A 19,207-nucleotide genomic window follows, 5' to 3' on the forward strand; every position below is an offset into this window, starting at 1 on the left:
GGGCTCGCGCTGGTGTGGGTGTGGGTGATCTCGGTAGCGTGTCGGCTGTTTCACCCAACCCACCTGCCCCACCAGGAGCCTGCTGTGACCCGCCGTCCAACCCGCCTGCTCACCACAGCCGTCGCCGGCACGACGGCCGCACTGCTCCTCGCCGGTTGCGGCGGGAGCGACGGCGGCGCCAAAGCCAACGACAAGATCGCGGGCGCGGACACGGACACGGGGACGCCGGCCTCCCCGACTCCGTCCGCGACGGGCGACGGTGCGACCGGAGATCCAGTTGCCGTCGGATCTGACTCTTGTCTTCGAGGACACGAAGACCGGGGACCCGGTGAAGGACGCGGTCCTGGCCGACAGCGCGGAGCGCATGCGTGCCGTGGATGCCGCGATCACGGGAACCGATCCGAAGGGTGAGGCGCTCGCCTACTACAACACGGGCAAGGCCCGCGAAGCCGCCCTGTCCTGGGTCGCCCAGTTCAAGGACGCCGACGCCACTCTCACCGGCCAGGCTCGCTACTACGACCGCAAGGTGACGCTGCGAAGCGGGACATCGGCTGCCCTCATCTTCTGCGCCGACGAGAGCAAGGGCTTCAGCAAGGACAGGAAGACCCAGAAGATCGCCAAGACGCCGGTCACCAAGAACAGTTACGTGCTGTACAACACGAGGCTGGAGAAGAATTCCGACGGCGTCTGGCAGACGTCCCAGATCATCTCGACCAGGGGGGCGGCTCAGTGCCAGCCGTAGCCAGACTCACGGTGTGCGCAACTGTCGCTGGTGTCGCTGTATGGGCCTCCGGGCCGGTCGCTTGGGCCGACTTCGTACCCGGAGGCAAAGGCACAGGGTCCGAGACCCAGGTCCAGGGCGACCAGCATGACCAAAAGATCTCCGCCACCGCCGGTGCCGTCGTCTACGACCGTTCCAAGAACGGGGCGGGGCGGTCCGCCGGGCCCGTGGCTTCTGTCACGGCCTGGACCCCGCCCGCCTGCTACTACGCGCCCAAGTACAGCCCGGACCAGCTCAAGGCGTATCTGGAGCCGATCTGGGAGGCGGAGTCGACGGGGTACGAGTGGGACGCGCAGCAGCGTGACAAGTACGTCAACGGCCATCCCTACAAGGACTTCAACAAGGACAAGGACGGCGAAGGCTACTGGTGGGATTCGTACGTCACCCCCGGCCGCGCAGGCGACCCCGGCGCGCTCGACTGTGACAAGCCCATCTTCTGGGTGGACAAGGGCGCCGCACCTCCGGCGGACACACCGCAGGCCATCACCCCCGCGGTCCTCGCCGAGCTCGCCTACAACGAGATCCGTGTCCCCGGTACCGAGGTGACGCTTGCCCCGGCGGGGGCGACCAAGGTGAATCTGCCGACCTGGGCGTGGCTGGACGGGGCGCGGTTCAGGCCGGTTTCCGTGACGGCTTCCGTGCCGGTGCTGGGGATTTCCGCGACCACCACCGCCGAGCCGGTCTCGTTGAAGATCGATCCCGGTACGGCGGACGCCGAGACCTACCCCGCGTCGGGGGTCTGCGCGATCAACGGTGACCGTATCGGTGAGGCGTACGCCAAGGGGAAGGCCGACCGGACGCCGCCCTGCGGGGTGAAGTACCTGCGGTCGTCCGGCGACGGCTCGTACCGGTTGAGGGCCACCATCACCTGGAAGATCCACTGGACGGGTACCGGCGGTACCCGCGGGGACCTGCCCGAGGGAACCTTCGGCGACACCCAGGACGTCACGGTTCAGGAGATCCAGGCCGTGAACCGCTGAGCCGGAGTCGGACGACCGAAAAATGGGGCCCGTACGGCAACGGGCCCCACCACCCGCGGTGGAGGGCGGCCCCGCGCCGCCCGGGGTCTACCGGTCCGGCCGGTGGGCGGGCACTGTGGGAGGGAACGGATTTCCGGCCTCCGACGATGCCCCGGCGAGGCCTGCCGGCCGGGGTGAGCCTAGGCGGTGACAGGCACATGGCACTGGCTGCGGCCACGGTCCCGTACGAGCTGAGGTTCGATGCCGGGCGGGTCTGCCTGGATCTCCTCTCCACCACCCATCCCGTGGAACGGCTGGACTCCCTCGCGCCGCTGCGCGCGTGGATCACCGGATCGGGGCTGGTTCCGCCCGGCTGCCCGCTGGCGCACGTCGACGCCTCCTGGCTCACGGGGTTCCGGGAACTACGTCGAGATGTAGGGGAGTTGGTGCGCGGATATCTCGCCCAGGAGACCCGGGCGTACGATCTCGCGCTCGCCCGCGTCAACGACATCGCCCGTACGGCGCCGCCGGCACCCCGTGCCGTACGAGGCGAGGACGGCACCCTCGTACGCGAGTTGGCGGGCCCACCCGCGTGCGCGGCCCTGCTCGCGGCCGTCGCCCGGGACGCCGTGGAACTGCTCACCGATCCCGTGGCACGGGCGGGCCTGCGCCAGTGCGAGGGCGACAACTGCCCGATCGTGTACCTGGACACGTCCCGGGGCCGCCGGAGGCGCTGGTGCTCCAGCGAGGTCTGCGGGAACCGCGAACGGGTGGCCCGCCACCGCCGACGTGCTGCCCTCTCACAGCCGTAGAGGGGCAGGGAGCGACAACTCCCCGATCCCATTTGCCGGTTGTGGGCATTCCACGCCGAAGTGATTTCGGTAACACTCTGTTTGGTTTCTGTCGGGGGCGGGAAGCGCTCGCCCTCCCGCTCCTGTGTCGGAAATGTAAAGATCAGGCGGGGGGAATGTGCGCCCATGTCCTCCCTCGTCACGGCACCCCCCAGAAATCCGTCGGCCGGTTTTGAACACGGTGTGCCCGAGATCCGTACCCGTCGGCGAGCGACCGACTGGGGGGAAGCCCCGGACACCGGAGGTGGGCGTGCGCAAGGATGCGGCCGTGGCCAATGAACGTGGATCGAGGGCCCGACATCGCATGTCCCAGTCCTCGGAACCTGATGAGGAGTTGATGCGTGCGCTCTATCGCGAGCACGCCGGACCTCTCCTCGCGTATGTCCTGCGGTTGGTGGCCGGAGACCGGCAGCGTGCCGAGGACGTGGTCCAGGAGACGCTCATCCGTGCCTGGAAGAACGCCGGTCAGCTCAATCGAGCCACCGGTTCGGTACGCCCCTGGCTGGTGACGGTCGCCCGGCGCATCGTCATCGACGGCCACCGCAGCCGGCAGGCCCGGCCGCAGGAGGTCGATCCGTCGCCGCTGGAGGTCATCCCCGCGGAGGACGAGATCGACAAGGCGCTGTGGCTGATGACGCTGTCGGACGCGCTCGACGACCTGACCCCGGCCCACCGGGAGGTGCTCGTCGAGACGTACTTCAAAGGGCGTACCGTCAATGAGGCGGCCGAGACACTGGGCATACCCAGCGGCACCGTCCGCTCGCGGGTGTTCTACGCCCTGCGGTCGATGAAGCTGGCACTGGAGGAGCGGGGGGTGACGGCGTGATGAGCGTGTACGGGGGATTCGGAACGGGTGGTGCGGGTATGTCTGGGGCCATGCAGGGAACCCCGGCTCCGAACGAGCACGAGACCGTCGGCGCCTACGCCCTCGGGATTCTCGACGACGCCGAGGCAACCGCTTTCGAGGCGCACCTCGCCACCTGCGAGTGGTGCGCCCAGCAACTCGACGAACTCGCCGGGATGGAGCCGATGCTGGCCGCGCTCGCGGACCTGCCGGGCTCCGGCGCACCCGCGGTCGGCGAGTCCCTTTCGGCCAAGCCCAGCCCGCGCCTGGTGGAGAAGCTCGTCGACGAGGTCGCCGAGCGCCGCGCCCAGAAGCGCCGGCGCGGCTTCTACATGGTCGCGGCGGCGGCAGCGCTGATCATCGGCGGCCCGCTGACCGCGGTCGCGGTGAGCGGCTCGGACGGCGGCGGCAACACCGCGGTGGCCGCGAGCCCCGCGAAGTCCGCCTTCGAGTCGATGCCCGACAAGGTCACGGCGACGGACCCGTCGACGAACGTCACCGCGACGGTCGCCGTCGAGAAGAAGGACTGGGGCACGAACGCCGTTCTCGAGCTGAACAACGTCACCGGCCCGCAGAAGTGCTCGCTCATCGCCGTCGGCAAGAACGGCGAGCGTGAGACGGTCACGTCCTGGTCCGTCCCGAAGTGGGGCTACGGCGTCCCGAACGCCAAGACGGAGGAGGCCAAGGACCCCCTCTACATCCGTGGCGGTGCGGCCCTGGAGCCGAACCAGATCGACCACTTCGAGGTGATGACCTTCGACGGGAAACGACTCGTCGAGGTGCCCGCCTAGCTTCCGTGAGCGGGCCCCCTTCGCGTACGGTTGACGGCTGCCCAGCACGTCAGAAGGGGGCCCGGTGGCCGCACAGGCTCAACAGGATTCCGCGGTCGGATCGGTCCACGCCGCAGCGCACGAAGCGGCGCACGACTCCGTACGGGACCGAGAGATCGGTGTGGAACAGCAGCACCTGGACCGGGTGTACCGCCGTCTCGAGGAGAAGATCCACGAGGCCGAGTTCCTCATGCGCGACGCGGCCCAGCGCGGCCAGGTGGGTACACCTGGCGCGCTGGCCGAGCGCGACGCGCAGGTCTTCCGGGCGGGCGTCCACCTCAACCGGCTGAACAACGAGTTCGAGGACTTCCTCTTCGGCCGTATCGACCTGCTGCTCGGCAAGGACGGCAGGAAGGGCCCGGACGGCGCGTACACCGCGGTCGAGCCGGCCGAGGGCGCGGTCCGCGAGGACGGCACGGCGGACATCGCCGAGACCCTGCACATCGGCCGCATCGGCGTCCTCGACGAGGACTACGCCCCGCTGGTCATCGACTGGCGGGCACCGGCCGCGGCCCCGTTCTACCGCTCCACCCCGGTCGACCCGGGCCGGGTCGTGCGCCGGCGGGTCATCCGCTCCAAGGGGCGGCGCGTGCTCGGGGTCGAGGACGACCTGATGCGTCCCGAGCTGAAGGCCCGCCTCGACGGCCGCGAACTGCCCGCGATCGGCGACGGCGCGCTGATGGCCGCGCTCGGCCAGGCCCGCGGCCACACCATGCGGGACATCGTCTCCTCCATCCAGGCCGAGCAGGACCTGGTCATCCGTGCCCCCGCCGCCTCGGTGACGTACGTCGAGGGCGGTCCGGGGACGGGGAAGACGGCGGTGGCGCTGCACCGGGCGGCCTACCTGCTCTACCAGGACCGGCGCCGCTACGCGGGCGGCATCCTGATCGTCTCCCCGACACCGCTGCTCGTGGCCTACACCGAGGGCGTGCTGCCCTCGCTCGGCGAGGAGGGCCAGGTCGCCATCCGGGCGATCGGCTCGCTCGTCGACGGCGCCGAGGCCACGCTGTACGACTCTCCGGCGGTGGCGCGGGCCAAGGGCTCGTACCGGATGCTGAAGGTGCTGCGCAAGGCGGCGCGGGGCGCGCTGGAGTCGAACGGCTCACCGGACCGGCTGCGGGTCGTCGCCTTCGGCCGCCGGCTGGAGCTGGAGGCCGAGGAGCTCGACCACGTCCGGCGCACCGCCCTCGGCGGCACGGCGCCGGTCAACCTGCTGCGCCCGCGCGCCCGCAAGCTGCTGCTTGACGCCCTGTGGGAGAAGTCGGGTGCCGCCGGCCGGCACACCGACCCGGAACTGGCCGCCGAGCTGCGCTCCTCCTTCGACGAGGATGTGACCGGTGAGGACTCCTTCGTCGCCTTCCTCGACGCCTGGTGGCCCGAGCTGACCCCGCCGGCCGTGCTCACCGCCATGGCCGACGAGCGGCGGCTGGGCCGCTGGGCGCGCCGGATCCTCAACCCCGGTGAGGTGCGCCGGGTGGCCCGCTCGCTGCGGCGGAACGGGTACTCGGTGCACGACATCGCCCTGCTCGACGAGCTCCAGGCGATCCTCGGCACCCCGGCCCGGCCGCGCCGGAAGCGCGAACTGGACCCGCTGGACCAGCTCTCCGGTCTCGAGGAGCTGATGCCGATGCGCGAGGAGTCGCAGCGGGAGCGGGCGGAGCGCCTCGCGCAGGAGCGCACCGAGTACGCGCACGTCATCGTGGACGAGGCGCAGGACCTCACGCCCATGCAGTGGCGGATGGTCGGCCGCCGTGGCCGGCACGCCACCTGGACGGTCGTCGGCGACCCCGCCCAGTCCTCCTGGTCCGACCCGGACGAGGCGGCCGAGGCCCGCGACGAGGCCCTGGGCACCCGGCCGCGCCGCCGCTTCGAGCTGACCGTGAACTACCGCAACCCGGCGGAGATCGCCGACCTGGCCTCGAAGGTCCTCGCCCTGGCCATGCCCGGCTCCACCGCGCCGACGGCCGTGCGCTCCACCGGGGTGGAGCCGCGCTTCGCCGTCGTCCGGGGCTCCGTGGAGAAGAGCGCGCGGGCGGAGGCCGAGCGACTGCTGGACCTGGTGGACGGCACCGTCGGCGTGGTCGTCGCCATGAACCGGCGCGAGGAGGCCCGGCGCTGGCTGGCCGGGCTCGGCGACCGGGTGGTGGCCCTCGGCAGCCTGGAGGCCAAGGGCCTGGAGTACGACGCGACGATCGTCGTCTCGCCCGCGGAGATCGCGGACGAGTCCCCGGCCGGCCTGCGGGTCCTGTACGTGGCGCTGACCAGGGCCACCCAGCAGCTGACGGTGGTCTCCGGGGAGCGGGACGAGCCGGACGGGGCCGGGGTGCCGGATCTGCTGCGGGACTGAACCCGAGGTAACCGCAGCGACGGGAATGGCCATGAGGCATCCGTTTGTTAGCCTGGGTACGACACCGGCCCGATCCAAGCCCCCGGGCCCAACCTTCGTCGCTACGAGCGACCACTTGCCGCGAGGCGAGCATGGCGGGTCGGTGTCATACAAATCTCCAAGAGGCCCACGTCACTCATGTGACGTGGGCCTCTTTTGTCGCCTGCGCATCTTCCGTCACTCCAACAGTTCTCGTATGGTGGAATTCAGTTTCCGAAAACTGCACCTCTCGGTGAACACTACGTCCACAACCCGGGGCGGCTAGCACGTACTCGGGGGTAGGTGCGACGATCGGACGGCAGAACTTCGCGACACGGTGAAAGCAGAGGAAGTCGGCCATGGCAACGGCGCCCAGCGTCTCCTACTCGATGACCATCCGTCTGGAGGTGCCGGCGGGCGGAACCGCCGTATCGCAGCTCACCACGGCCGTGGAGTCCTCCGGAGGCTCGGTGACCGGCCTCGACGTCACCGCGTCGGGCCACGAGAGGCTCCGTATCGACGTCACCATCGCGGCCACCTCGACGTCCCACGCCGAGGAGATCGTTGAGAAGCTGCGCGGCATCGAGGGCGTCACGCTGGGCAAGGTCTCGGACCGTACGTTCCTCATGCACCTCGGCGGCAAGATCGAGATGGCGTCCAAGCACCCCATCCGCAACCGTGACGACCTGTCCATGGTCTACACCCCCGGTGTGGCCCGCGTGTGCATGGCTATCGCGGAGAACCCCGAGGACGCCCGGCGCCTGACCATCAAGCGCAACTCGGTTGCGGTCGTGACCGACGGCTCGGCCGTGCTGGGCCTGGGCAACATCGGCCCGAAGGCCGCACTGCCGGTCATGGAGGGCAAGGCGGCCCTCTTCAAGCGCTTCGCCGGTATCGACGCCTGGCCGATCTGCCTGGACACCCAGGACAGCGACGCGATCGTCGAGATCGTCAAGGCGATCGCCCCCGGCTTCGCCGGCATCAACCTGGAGGACATCTCCGCGCCCCGCTGCTTCGAGATCGAGGCCCGGCTGCGCGAGGCCCTCGACATCCCCGTCTTCCACGACGACCAGCACGGCACCGCGATCGTCGTGCTCTCCGCGCTGACCAACGCGCTGCGCGTGGTCGGCAAGTCGATCGACAGCGTGCGCGTGGTGATGTCCGGCGCCGGCGCGGCCGGCACGGCGATCCTGCGGCTGCTGCTCGCGGCGGGCGTGAAGAACGCCGTCGTCGCCGACATCCACGGTGTGGTGCACGCCGGTCGTGAGGACCTCGTCGGGGCCGCCCCGGACTCCCCGCTGCGCTGGATCGCGGACAACACCAACCCGGAGGGCCTGACCGGCACGCTGAAGGAGGCCGTGCACGGCGCGGACGTCTTCATCGGCGTCTCGGCGCCCAACGTGCTCGACGGCGACGACGTGGCCGCCATGGCGGAGGGCGCGATCGTGTTCGCGCTCGCGAACCCCGACCCCGAGGTGGACCCGGCAATTGCCCGTCAGACGGCGGCAGTTGTGGCCACCGGCCGTTCCGACTTCCCCAACCAGATCAACAACGTGCTGGTCTTCCCGGGTGTCTTCCGCGGCCTGCTGGACGCGCAGTCCCGGACCGTCAACACGGAGATGATGCTGGCCGCCGCGCACGCCCTCGCCGACGTGGTCACGGCGGACGAGCTGAACCCGAACTACATCATTCCGAGCGTCTTCAACGAGAAGGTCGCCGGCGCGGTGGCCGGGGCGGTCCGGGAGGCGGCCGCGAAGACGGAGGCAACGGCGTGACGATTGCCACGGCGTCGCGAAACCGGCGCGTCGCGAAGCACCCCACCGCCGGTGGAGCCTTATCGTGACGGCCAGGCTCGGGCATCTCTTCGTGTGACTCCCAAGGGTGTTCTCACGACTCCTATGGGTGCCGGATTGGCATTCGCGCCGCAGGTGGGGGCAGGATGCCTCTCTGGGCGCGAGGGTTCGGCGACGGACCCGGGTCCGGGGACTCACCGAGGAACCTGGCAGCATCGGCTTCGCTGTGCCCAACATGCGGCCTCGCCGCAACGGCAAGAAGAACACGGGAGTAACAACATGAACCGCAGTGAGCTGGTGGCCGCGCTGGCCGACCGTGCCGAGGTGACCCGCAAGGACGCCGACGCCGTGCTGGCCGCGTTCGCCGACGTCGTCGGCGACATCGTCTCCAAGGGGGACGAGAAGGTCACCATCCCTGGTTTCCTGACCTTCGAGCGCACCCACCGTGCCGCTCGCACCGCTCGCAACCCGCAGACCGGCGAGCCGATCCAGATCCCGGCCGGCTACAGCGTGAAGGTCTCCGCGGGCAGCAAGCTCAAGGAAGCGGCCAAGGGCAAGTGACCTCGCGGTCTCGTACGCCGCGGGACGGCGTACGAGACGGTGCAGGCCGGCCCTCAGGCCACCACGACGCCCATGGGGCGGTCCCCCTCACCGGGGGCCGCCCCAACGTCGTACACACCCTTCCCCGGCGGCCACCGGGGCAGCGCGGATCAGCCGAGGGCCTGGCCGGGAGGCTGTGCCTGCCCGGGGGATGACCCCCGGACCCCAGCCGGGGCGGCGTCGGCCGGCCCCGGCCGGGGATCGTGGATCAGCCGAGGGCCTGGCCGGGGAGTTCCACCTTGGCGCCCAGTTCCATGAGCTTCTCCATGAAGTTCTCGTAGCCGCGGTTGATCAGGTCGATGCCGTGGACACGGGAGGTGCCCTGGGCGGCCAGGGCCGCGATCAGGTAGGAGAAGCCGCCGCGCAGGTCGGGGATGACCAGGTCGGCGCCCTGGAGCCGGGTCGGGCCGGACACCACCGCGGAGTGCAGGAAGTTGCGCTGACCGAAGCGGCAGTCGGAGCCGCCCAGGCACTCGCGGTAGAGCTGGATGTGGGCGCCCATCTGGTTGAGCGCGGAGGTGAAGCCCAGACGCGACTCGTACACCGTCTCGTGGATGATCGACAGGCCCGTGGCCTGGGTCAGGGCGACCACCAGCGGCTGCTGCCAGTCGGTCTGGAAACCGGGGTGCACGTCCGTCTCCAGCGCGATGGACTTCAGCTGACCGCCCGGGTGCCAGAAGCGGATGCCCTCGTCGTCGATCTCGAAGGCACCGCCCACCTTCCGGTAGGTGTTCAGGAAGGTCATCATCGACCGCTGCTGGGCGCCGCGGACGTAGATGTTGCCCTCGGTCGCCAGCGCCGCCGACGCCCAGGACGCGGCCTCCAGCCGGTCCGAAAGGGCCCGGTGGGTGTAGCCGCCGAGCTTCTCCACACCCGTGATCCGGATCGTGCGGTCGGTGTCGATCGCGATGATCGCGCCCATCTTCTGCAGGACGCAGATCAGGTCCTCGATCTCCGGCTCCACGGCCGCGTTGGACAGCTCGGTGACACCCTCGGCCAGCACGGCCGTCAGCAGCACCTGCTCGGTCGCGCCGACGGACGGGTACGGCAGCTGGATCTTCGTACCCCGCAGCCCCTTGGGCGCCTCCAGGTACTGCCCGTCCGCCCGCTTCTCGATGACCGCGCCGAACTGCCGCAGCACGTCGAAGTGGAAGTCGATGGGCCGACCGCCGATGTCGCAGCCGCCCAGGCCGGGGATGAACGCGTGCCCCAGGCGGTGCAGCAGCGGCCCGCAGAACAGGATCGGGATGCGCGAGGAGCCCGCGTGGGCATCGATGTCGGCGACGTTCGCGCTCTCCACCCGGGTCGGGTCGAGCACCAGCTCACCCGGTTCGTCACCCGGACGGACCGTCACCCCGTGCAGTTGCAGCAGACCGCGCACGACACGGACGTCACGGATGTCCGGAACGTTGCGGAGGCGACTTGGTTCACCTCCCAGCAGGGCGGCGACCATGGCCTTCGGTACGAGGTTCTTCGCACCGCGGACACGGATCTCGCCCTCCAGCGGGGTTCCGCCGTGGACAAGCAGTACGTCATCAGTGCCGTTGACGGTCATGTATCTCGCGTTCCGATGAGGTGGGCAGGGTCCGGCCGATCACTTCGGAGGGGGCCGGACAGACAGGGTAATCGCCGTGCGCCCCCCTTCAGAAAGCCCGTCGACGGCCCGGGTTGGCTCAGGGCCCTGCGCCAACACGCCCCGTTGGGCACCGGGCACGTGCGGTCACCGCGGCCGCCGTGCGCCGGTGACGCTTCCGTGTCCCCTGAGCTGCGCTCACCCCCGTAGCCGGATTGGCTCCCCATGCGCAGGGAAGATGCGGGATCATGTCTGGCATGACCGAGGTGTCCTCGCTCACAGGGCGGCTGCTCGTGGCCACGCCCGCCCTGGCGGACCCGAACTTCGACCGTGCGGTGGTGCTCCTTCTCGACCACGACGAGGAGGGCTCCCTCGGTGTCGTCCTCAACCGTCCCACCCCCGTGGACGTGGGCGACATCCTGGAGGGCTGGGCGGATCTCACCGGGGAGCCCGGCGTCGTCTTCCAGGGCGGCCCGGTGTCGCTGGACTCCGCACTCGGCGTCGCCGTCATCCCCGGCGGCTCCGGCGAGGGCGCCCCGCTGGGCTGGCGCCGGGTGCACGGCGCGATCGGTCTCGTCGACCTGGAGGCACCTCCCGAGCTGCTGGCCTCCGCCCTCGGCTCGCTGCGGATCTTCGCCGGATACGCCGGCTGGGGTCCCGGCCAGCTCGAGGACGAGCTGGCGGAAGGGGCCTGGTACGTCGTCGAGTCGGAACCCGGCGACGTGTCCTGCCCGTCCCCCGAGAGGCTGTGGCGCGAGGTGCTGCGCCGCCAGCGCAACGAACTGGCGATGGTCGCCACATATCCGGACGACCCGTCGCTCAACTGATGCCCGGGCCCTTCAGTACCCTTGCCGTATGAGCACTCTCGAGCCCGAGCGCGGCACTGGTACGGGTACCCTCGTCGAGCCGACGCCGCAGGTGTCCCACGGCGACGGCGACCACGAGCGCTTCGCCCACTACGTCCAGAAGGACAAGATCATGGCGAGCGCCCTCGACGGTACGCCCGTCGTGGCGCTGTGCGGCAAGGTGTGGGTGCCGGGCCGCGACCCGAAGAAGTACCCCGTCTGCCCGCTGTGCAAGGAGATCTACGAATCCATGAGCGGCGGCGGCGAAGGCGGCGACGACAAGAAGAAGTAACCGGCTCCCCGCTCGGCAGAGACTCGCAGGGCCCCCGAGGCGCGCTCCGGCGTGCCTCGGGGGCCTGTGTCGTCGGACGGCCTGTGCACGATGTGCAACGCTCGTTGCACTGTGTCGCGGCCGGCGCTACCCATGGGTGGCATGACCGACGTGATTCCGGCCCCGCGCGCCGCGGCCGGCTCCCCGGACCGCGCCGTCCCGCTCGACCGGGGCACCACCCTCTGGGCCGCCGAGGGCACCGGCGGCACCGAACGCTGGCTGCGCGGCACGCTCGGCGCGGCCCTCGGCCTGCCCCTCCCGCCCGGCGCCGAGGACGACCCGGACTCCGTACGGCTGCGCCTGGACGACTCCCTGGAGCCCGAGGCGTACCGGCTCGCCGCCGTCGCCGGCCGGGGCGTCGAGATCCGCGGCGGCTCCCCGGCCGGGGTGTTCTGGGGTGCGCAGACCCTGCGCCAGCTGCTCGGCCCCGACGCCTTCCGGCGCGCCCCCCTACGGCCGGACGCCGCCCACGCGGTCCCGGCGGGGGTGATCGAGGACGCCCCCCGCTTCCGCTGGCGCGGCCTGATGCTCGACGTGGCCCGCCACTTCATGCCGAAGGACGGCGTCCTGCGCTACCTCGACCTGATGGCCGCGCACAAACTCAACGTGCTGCACTTCCACCTGACGGACGACCAGGGCTGGCGGATCGAGATCAAGCGGTACCCGAGGCTGACGGAGGTCGGCTCCTGGCGGGCGCGGACGAGATTCGGCCACCGGGCGTCCCCGCTGTGGGAGGACAAACCGCACGGCGGCCACTACACCCAGGACGACATCCGGGAGATCGTCGCCTACGCGGCCGAGCGGCACATCGCCGTCGTCCCCGAGATCGACGTGCCCGGGCACTCGCAGGCCGCCATCGCCGCGTACCCGGAACTCGGCAACACCGACGTCGTCGACACCGCCGCCCTCACCGTCTGGGACGACTGGGGCGTCAACCCGAACGTCCTCGCCCCCACCGACGCCACCCTGCGCTTCTACGAGGGCGTCTTCGAGGAACTGCTCGAACTGTTCCCCGCGGACGCCGTGACATCCACCGGATTCGCTGGGTTCTCGAGGTTTGTCCACATCGGCGGTGACGAGTGCCCCAAGGGCCAGTGGCGGGCCTCGCCGACCGCGCAGGCGCGGATCGCGGAACTCGGACTGGCCGGCGAGGACGAGCTCCAGGCCTGGTTCGTCGGCCACTTCGACGCCTGGCTCACCGCGCGCGGGCGCAGGCTCATCGGCTGGGACGAGATCCTGGAGGGCGGCCTGGCGGCGGGGGCCGCGGTGTCGTCCTGGCGCGGGTACGCGGGCGGGATCGCCGCCGCGCGGGCCGGCCACGACGTCGTCATGTGCCCCGAGCAGGAGGTGTACCTGGACCACCGCCAGGCCCCGGGCGAGGACGAGCCCGTGCCGATCGGCTTCGTGCGCACCCTGGAGGACGTCTACCGGTTCGAGCCGGTCCCTCCGGAGCTGGACGCGGCCCAGGCCCGCCATGTGCTGGGCGCGCAGGCCAACGTGTGGACCGAGGTGATGGAGGATCAGGCACGCGTGGACTACCAGGCGTTCCCCAGACTGGCCGCGTTCGCCGAGGTGGCCTGGAGTGCCCTGCCCGCCCCGGCGGAACGGGACTTCGCGGATTTCGAGCGGCGCATGACCGCCCACTACGGGCGTCTGGACGCCCTGGGCGTCCGCTACCGGCCGCCCACCGGGCCGCACCCGTGGCAGCGGCGCCCCGGCATCCTCGGGCGGCCCCTCGACGGTCCGCCGCCGAGGTAGCGGAACGGCCGGCTCCGCCCGCCGTCTCGAACAGGTGCCGGAAAAAGACCGCAAGAGTCAGCGAAGGGTGGGAATTCGCTCGCACCGGTGATGGTGTGCCAAATCGGACCATGTCCCCGATGAGGTGGGCGAATGCCACCTAGCGGACCCCTGTCTTCGGGCCCTGCGAAGATGTGCCAGAGTTGCCACGTCCGCCTTGTCGGCACGTACCGTACGGCAGCACAGGTGGGACCAGTGGGGGCAGCGGGAAGGGGCAGCCGGTTTTGACCACGCACGCACCTCAGGCGGCGCAGGCCGTCACGCTGCCCACGACACTGAACGAGGCGGTGGCGGCACTCACCGCCATGCCGGCCGCGGTGCCCGTGGCGGGCGGCACCGACCTCATGGCCGCCGTCAACTCGGGGCAGCTCAGGCCCACCGCGCTGGTCGGCCTCGGCCGGATCAGCGAGATCCGCGGCTGGCAGTACCAGGACGGCCACGCGCTGCTCGGCGCCGGCCTCACCCACGCGCGCATGGGGCGCCCCGACTTCGCCGCGCTGATCCCGGCGCTGGCCGCCGCGGCGCGCGCCGCGGGCCCGCCGCACATCCGCAACGCGGGCACCCTGGGCGGCAACATCGCCTCCGCCGCCCCCACCGGGGACGCGCTGCCGGTGCTGGCCGCCCTGGAGGCGATCCTGATCATCGCGGGCCCGGGCGGATCCCGCCGGGAGATCCCGGTGTCGCACCTGCTGGCCGGCGTGGAGATGCTCCGCGCGGGCGAGCTCATCGGCTACGTGCGCGTGCCGCTGCTGCACGCGCCGCAGGTCTTCCTCAAGGCGACCGGCCGCACCGGACCGGGCCGCGCGGTCGCGTCCGTGGCGCTGGTCCTCGACCCGGCCCGGCGCGGGGTGCGGTGCGCGGTGGGCGCCATAGCGCCGATGCCGCTGCGACCGCTGGACGCCGAGCAATGGGTGGCCCGGCTCATCGACTGGGACAACGGCCGTGTGATCGTCCCGGAGGCGCGGAACGCCTTCGGCGAGTACGTGGCCGCGGCCTGCATCCCCGATCCGGTCCCGGCCGAGGACGGCTCCGTGCAGCAGCTTCCGCCCGCCGTACTGCACCTGCGGCGCACCGTCGCCGCGCTGGCCCGACGAGCACTGGGGAGGGCGCTGTCGTGACCGACGACCAGCACGCGGAGGGCACGCCGGGCAGCGGCGGCCGATGGGACCCGCTGCCGCAGGGTGAGTACGACGACGGCGCCACCGCGTTCGTGAAACTGCCCGAGGGTGGCATCGACGCCCTCCTGGCCGCCCACAGCCCGCTCGCGGCGCCCGGCCACGGCTACGTGCCGCCGCCGATAGCGGTCACGCCCGCCCCGCCGGCGGCGAACGATCCGACGGGAAGTTGGGCCGTGCCGGGCGCGCCCGCCCAGGGCGCCCAGTGGCCCGACCCGAACGCCGTGCCGCAGGACGCGGGCGCGGACGACCGGTTCACGTACCGTCCGGAGGCCACCCAGCAGTGGAACTTCGACGAGACACAGGCGGGCCAGGCGGGCCCGGCCGCTCAGGCCCCTCCCGCGCCCGGACAGGACGTGACCGGGCAGTGGTCGATCCCGGTCGCCGGGGGTGACATCCCGGACGAATCAGGCGAGTTCACCACGTCGTCGCTGGTCCAGCAGTGGGGCGGTACCCCTCCGACCACCCTCCCCGGCGGCGCGGCCGCCCCGTGGGCCACGGAGGGGGTCGGCCAGGCCTGGAGCCGCCCCCGCACCGAAGCCGAAGCGCCCGGACAGCCCGGCGAGCCCCCGGCGGGCGGCCCGCACGGGAGCGCACCGGCCGCGAACGCCTACGAGAACGGACCGACCGGCACCGCGTTCCCGGCCGGAGGACCGGGCGGTGGCGGACAGGGTGCCGGGGCGGCTGAGGCCGCGTACGGCGCCCGTGGAGATGTGCGGTTGCCGGGGGCTCCCGCTGTGGGTGGCGTGGCCGGTGGTGGTTCCCCGGCCGGAGGACCGGGCGCGGGCGGGCAGGGTGCCGGGGCGGCTGAGGCCGCGTACGGGACGGTGGCGGACGGCTCGCGCGCGGACGTGCGGTTGCCGGGGGCTCCCGCTGCGGGTGGCGTGGCCGGTGGTGGTTCCCCGGCCGGAGGGCCCGGCGCGGCCGTGCATGGTGCCGGGGCGGTCCAGGATGCTTACAGGGCCGGGACTTCGGCGGACGGCGCGCGTGAAGGCGAGCCGGCGGCTCCGGGCGTGGGCGGTGCGGACGGCCGTCCGGCGGGAGTTCGGCACGCGGGCGGGGAGCCGGCGGCGCAGCCCGCCCGGCCGTTCCCGCCGACCGTGACCGGACCCGGCGCGGACACCGCCGCCGCTCAGGGACCCGGGACTGCGCACGGACAGGGCACCACCGGTTCCCCGGCGGAGCGGCAAGCCCAACTCCGCGCGGAACACGGCGTCCAGGCCTCGCCGCCCCGGTCCGAGTCCCCGGCCGAGTCCGGCGCGGACTCCCCGCGGCCGGCCTCCGGCGCGGTCGAGGCCGGCGAGGACGCCCGAGGGGTCATGGAGGCCGCCGAGGGGCCCGCCGAACCGCCCGCGCGGCCCGGCTCGCCCCGGGAGACCCAGCCGCACTCCCAGGCCGCCGGAGAGCCTGTCACGGGCTCCGGCCCCGCGTCCCCGGACGGCGCGGCCGCCGGCCCGGGCGCCGGACAGCCGGACGCCGCCACCGCGGAGGACCCGTCTCCCGCGCCCCCGCAGGACGAGCACCCGCTCGCCTCGTACGTGCTGCGCGTCAACGGCGCCGACCGGCCCGTCACCGACGCCTGGATCGGCGAGTCGCTGCTGTACGTGCTGCGCGAGCGGCTCGGGCTCGCGGGCGCCAAGGACGGCTGCTCGCAGGGCGAGTGCGGCGCCTGCAACGTACAGGTCGACGGACGCCTGGTCGCCTCCTGCCTGGTGCCCGCGGTCACCGCGGCCGGCAGCGAGGTGCGCACGGTCGAGGGACTGGCCGTGGACGGGCAGCCCTCGGACGTGCAGCGGGCGCTCGCCCGGTGCGGCGCGGTGCAGTGCGGCTTCTGCGTGCCCGGCATGGCGATGACCGTGCACGACCTGCTGGAGGGCAATCCGGACCCGACCGAGCTGGAGACCCGCCAGGCACTGTGCGGCAACCTGTGCCGCTGCACGGGCTACCGGGGCGTCGTCCAGGCCGTCAAGGAGGTCGTCACGGAACGCGAGGCGCACACCGCGGCGGACGAGGCCGAGCAGGAGGCCGACGAGCCGCGCATCCCCCACCAGGCGGGTCCGGGCGCCGGCGGGGTCCACCCCTCCGCGTTCGACACCCCGGCATCGCACGACCCCTACGGCCAGGACGGAGGCCAGGCGTGAGCAACGAAGCCGCCACCGCCGCCGCGGAGACCGCCCCCGCGCCCGAACCCCTGCCGCACGGACTCGGCTCCTCGCTGCCGGCCGCCGACGCCCGCGCCAAGACGGAGGGCACCTTCCCGTACGCGGCCGACCTGTGGGCCGAGGGCCTGCTGTGGGCGGCCGTACTGCGCTCGCCGCACCCGCACGCGCGCATCGTGTCCATCGACACGGCACACGCGCGCGAGATGCCCGGCGTACGGGCCGTCGTCACCCACGAGGACGTCCCGGGCCGCCCGGTGCACGGCCGCGGCACGCCCGACCGGCCGGTGTTCGCCTCCGAGGTCGTACGCCACCACGGCGAGCCCATCGCGGCCGTCGCCGCCGACCACCCGGACACCGCGCGGATGGCCGCCGCCGCCGTCATCGTCGAGTACGAGGTGCTCGACCCGGTGACCGACCCCGAACAGGCCTTCGAGGCCGAGCCGTTGCACCCCGACGGCAACCTGATCCGGCACATCCCGCTGCGCCACGGCGACCCGGAGGCGGCCGGTGAGGTCGTCGTCGAGGGCCTGTACCGCATCGGCCGCCAGGATCCGGCCCCCATCGGCGCCGAGGCCGGTCTCGCGGTGCCCCGCCCCGACGGCGGCGTGGAGCTGTACCTGGCCTCCACCGACCCGCACGCCGACCGCGACGCGCTCGCCGCCTGCTACGGGCTGGAACCCGAGCGCGTGAAGATCGTCGTCACCGGGGTGCCGGGTGCCACGGCCGACCGCGAGGACCAGGGCTTCCAGCTCCCGCTCGGCCTGCTGGCACTGAGGACCGGCTGCCCGGTGAAGCTCACGGCGACCCGCGAGGAGTCGTTCCTGGGCCACACCCACCGCCACCCGACGCTCCTGCGCTACCGCCACCACGCCGACGCCGAGGGCACGTTGGTCAAGGTCGAGGCGCAGATCCTGCTGGACGCGGGCGCCTACGCCGACACCTCCTCCGACGCCCTCGCCGCCGCCGTGTCCTTCGCCTGCGGCCCCTACGTCGTCCCGAACGCCTTCATCGAGGGCTGGGCCGTGCGCACCAACAACCCGCCCTCCGGCCATGTCCGCGGCGAGGGCGCGATGCAGGTGTGCGCCGCCTACGAGGCGCAGATGGACAAGCTGGCCAAGAAGCTCGGCCTGGACCCGGCCGAGGTGCGCCTGCGCAACGTCATGGCGACCGGCGACGTACTGCCGACCGGCCAGACGGTGACGTGCCCGGCCCCGGTCGCCGAACTGCTCCAGGCTGTACGGGACCACCCGCTGCCGCCGTTGCCCAAGGACGTCCCCGAGGACGAGTGGCTGCTGCCCGGCGGCCTCGAGGGAGCGGGCGAACCGGGCGCGGTGCGCCGGGGCGTGGGCTACGGCCTGGGCATGGTGCACATGCTCGGCGCGGAGGGCGCCGACGAGGTCTCCACGGCGACGGTGCGGGTCCAGGACGGCGTGGCGACGGTGCTGTGCGCGGCGGTGGAGTCCGGCCAGGGCTTCACGACGCTCGCCCGGCAGATCGTCCAGGACACGCTCGGCATCGACGAGGTGCACGTGGCCCCGGTCGACACCGACCAGCCGCCGGCCGGCGCCGGCTGCCGCGGCCGCCACACCTGGGTGTCGGGCGGCGCGGTGGAACGCGCGGCGAAGATGGTCCGCACCCAGCTCCTCCAGCCGCTCGCCCACAAGTTCGGCATGTCCACCGAGCTGCTCCAGATCACCGACGGCAAGATCACGTCGTACGACGGCGTGCTGTCGACCACGGTCACGGAGGCGCTGGACGGCAAGGAGCTGTGGGCGACCGCCCAGTGCCGCCCGCACCCCACCGAGCCGCTGAACGAGTCGGGCCAGGGCGACGCCTTCGTGGGCCTGGCCTTCTGCGCCATCCGCGCGGTGGTGGACGTGGACATCGAACTGGGCTCGGTACGGGTCGTGGAGATGGCCCTCGCCCAGGACGTGGGCCGGGTGCTCAACCCGGCCCAGCTGGCCGCCCGGATCGAGGGGGGCGTCACCCAGGGCGTGGGCATCGCCCTCACCGAGAACCTGCGCACCCCGCGCGGGCTGGTCCGCCACCCCGACCTCACCGGTTACGCCCTGCCCACCGCCCTGGACGCGCCCGACGTCCGGATCGTGAAACTGGTCGAGGAGCGGGACGTCGTCGCCCCCTTCGGAGCGAAGGCGGTCAGCGCGGTACCGGTGGTGACCTCCCCGGCGGCCGTCGCCTCCGCGGTGCGCGCCGCCACGGGCCGTCCGGTCAACCGCCTGCCGATCCGCCCGCAGGCCGCGGTCGTGACCACGCAGTGAGCGGTGTTCGCCCGCGGTTACC

The 19,207-nt window shown here is 72.4% G+C and carries 14 protein-coding genes and 1 pseudogene; 14 read left to right on the forward strand and 1 reads right to left on the reverse strand.

Annotation, left to right across the window (positions count from 1 at the left end):
• Positions 1-141 precede the first annotated feature (141 nt).
• From ABZ818_RS17130 to ABZ818_RS17165, 8 genes and pseudogenes are all read left to right on the forward strand, one after another.
• Positions 142-742 (forward strand): annotated as a pseudogene (locus tag ABZ818_RS17130) (hypothetical protein).
• A gap of 11 nt (positions 743-753) precedes the next feature.
• Positions 754-1,761 (forward strand): hypothetical protein, encoded by a 1,008-nt coding sequence (locus ABZ818_RS17135; protein ID WP_361415019.1) that lies wholly within the window; start codon positions 754-756, stop codon positions 1,759-1,761.
• Between the two features lie 197 nt (positions 1,762-1,958).
• Complete coding sequence (locus ABZ818_RS17140) at positions 1,959-2,552, forward strand: ABATE domain-containing protein (protein ID WP_361415021.1); 594 nt, start codon at positions 1,959-1,961, stop codon at positions 2,550-2,552.
• Positions 2,553-2,895: 343 nt separating this feature from the next.
• Positions 2,896-3,417, forward strand: coding sequence for a sigma-70 family RNA polymerase sigma factor (locus ABZ818_RS17145; protein ID WP_019056398.1), 522 nt, complete (start codon positions 2,896-2,898; stop codon positions 3,415-3,417).
• Positions 3,418-3,455: 38 nt separating this feature from the next.
• The gene (locus tag ABZ818_RS17150) at positions 3,456-4,226 is read left to right on the forward strand and encodes a zf-HC2 domain-containing protein (RefSeq protein WP_361415023.1); all 771 of its coding nucleotides are present in this window, start codon (positions 3,456-3,458) and stop codon (positions 4,224-4,226) included.
• A gap of 64 nt (positions 4,227-4,290) precedes the next feature.
• Positions 4,291-6,612, forward strand: coding sequence for a UvrD-helicase domain-containing protein (locus tag ABZ818_RS17155; RefSeq protein WP_361415025.1), 2,322 nt, complete (start codon positions 4,291-4,293; stop codon positions 6,610-6,612).
• A 377-nt stretch (positions 6,613-6,989) separates the two neighbouring features.
• Positions 6,990-8,405 (forward strand): NAD-dependent malic enzyme, encoded by a 1,416-nt coding sequence (locus ABZ818_RS17160; protein ID WP_361415027.1) that lies wholly within the window; start codon positions 6,990-6,992, stop codon positions 8,403-8,405.
• 297 nt (positions 8,406-8,702) lie between these two features.
• Positions 8,703-8,984 carry an HU family DNA-binding protein gene (locus ABZ818_RS17165; RefSeq protein ID WP_003990598.1) on the forward strand — a complete coding sequence of 94 codons (282 nt, stop codon included), beginning with the start codon at positions 8,703-8,705 and terminating at the stop codon, positions 8,982-8,984.
• Positions 8,985-9,231: 247 nt separating this feature from the next.
• On the opposite strand, the gene murA is transcribed toward ABZ818_RS17165, so the two are convergent.
• Entirely contained in the window at positions 9,232-10,578 is a 1,347-nt protein-coding gene (gene murA / locus ABZ818_RS17170) for a UDP-N-acetylglucosamine 1-carboxyvinyltransferase (RefSeq protein WP_361415029.1), read from the reverse strand.
• 275 nt (positions 10,579-10,853) lie between these two features.
• On the opposite strand from murA, the gene ABZ818_RS17175 reads away from it, so the two are divergent.
• From ABZ818_RS17175 to ABZ818_RS17200, 6 genes are all read left to right on the forward strand, one after another.
• Positions 10,854-11,423: a YqgE/AlgH family protein gene (locus tag ABZ818_RS17175; RefSeq protein WP_361415031.1), complete on the forward strand. Its 570-nt coding sequence runs from the start codon at positions 10,854-10,856 to the stop codon at positions 11,421-11,423.
• Between the two features lie 28 nt (positions 11,424-11,451).
• A complete protein-coding gene (locus ABZ818_RS17180; RefSeq protein ID WP_141360526.1) occupies positions 11,452-11,733 on the forward strand; it encodes a DUF3039 domain-containing protein in 282 nt (93 codons plus the stop codon).
• Positions 11,734-11,874: 141 nt separating this feature from the next.
• The gene (locus ABZ818_RS17185) at positions 11,875-13,530 is read left to right on the forward strand and encodes a beta-N-acetylhexosaminidase (protein WP_361415033.1); all 1,656 of its coding nucleotides are present in this window, start codon (positions 11,875-11,877) and stop codon (positions 13,528-13,530) included.
• A gap of 263 nt (positions 13,531-13,793) precedes the next feature.
• Positions 13,794-14,687, forward strand: coding sequence for an FAD binding domain-containing protein (locus ABZ818_RS17190; RefSeq protein ID WP_361415035.1), 894 nt, complete (start codon positions 13,794-13,796; stop codon positions 14,685-14,687).
• Entirely contained in the window at positions 14,684-16,885 is a 2,202-nt protein-coding gene (locus tag ABZ818_RS17195) for a 2Fe-2S iron-sulfur cluster-binding protein (RefSeq protein ID WP_361415037.1), read from the forward strand. Before ABZ818_RS17190 ends, ABZ818_RS17195 begins: the two co-directional genes overlap by 4 nt.
• Complete coding sequence (locus ABZ818_RS17200; RefSeq protein ID WP_361415039.1) at positions 16,882-19,185, forward strand: molybdopterin cofactor-binding domain-containing protein; 2,304 nt, start codon at positions 16,882-16,884, stop codon at positions 19,183-19,185. Before ABZ818_RS17195 ends, ABZ818_RS17200 begins: the two co-directional genes overlap by 4 nt.
• Positions 19,186-19,207: the final 22 nt, after the last annotated feature.

It is taken from the genome of Streptomyces sp. NPDC047453 (genome assembly GCF_040643155.1).
Classification (GTDB): domain Bacteria; phylum Actinomycetota; class Actinomycetes; order Streptomycetales; family Streptomycetaceae; genus Streptomyces.

What these genes read in the sequence shown, in the direction of transcription:
- ABZ818_RS17140 (WP_361415021.1), top strand. Translation starts at nt 1,959, where the DNA reads ATGGCACTGGCTGCGGCCACGGTCCCGTACGAGCTGAGGTTCGATGCC.
- ABZ818_RS17145 (WP_019056398.1), top strand. Translation starts at nt 2,896, where the DNA reads ATGTCCCAGTCCTCGGAACCTGATGAGGAGTTGATGCGTGCGCTCTAT.
- ABZ818_RS17150 (WP_361415023.1), top strand. Translation starts at nt 3,456, where the DNA reads ATGTCTGGGGCCATGCAGGGAACCCCGGCTCCGAACGAGCACGAGACC.
- ABZ818_RS17160 (WP_361415027.1), top strand. Translation starts at nt 6,990, where the DNA reads ATGGCAACGGCGCCCAGCGTCTCCTACTCGATGACCATCCGTCTGGAG.
- ABZ818_RS17165 (WP_003990598.1), top strand. Translation starts at nt 8,703, where the DNA reads ATGAACCGCAGTGAGCTGGTGGCCGCGCTGGCCGACCGTGCCGAGGTG.
- murA (WP_361415029.1), bottom strand. Translation starts at nt 10,578, where the DNA reads ATGACCGTCAACGGCACTGATGACGTACTGCTTGTCCACGGCGGAACC.
- ABZ818_RS17175 (WP_361415031.1), top strand. Translation starts at nt 10,854, where the DNA reads ATGACCGAGGTGTCCTCGCTCACAGGGCGGCTGCTCGTGGCCACGCCC.
- ABZ818_RS17180 (WP_141360526.1), top strand. Translation starts at nt 11,452, where the DNA reads ATGAGCACTCTCGAGCCCGAGCGCGGCACTGGTACGGGTACCCTCGTC.
- ABZ818_RS17185 (WP_361415033.1), top strand. Translation starts at nt 11,875, where the DNA reads ATGACCGACGTGATTCCGGCCCCGCGCGCCGCGGCCGGCTCCCCGGAC.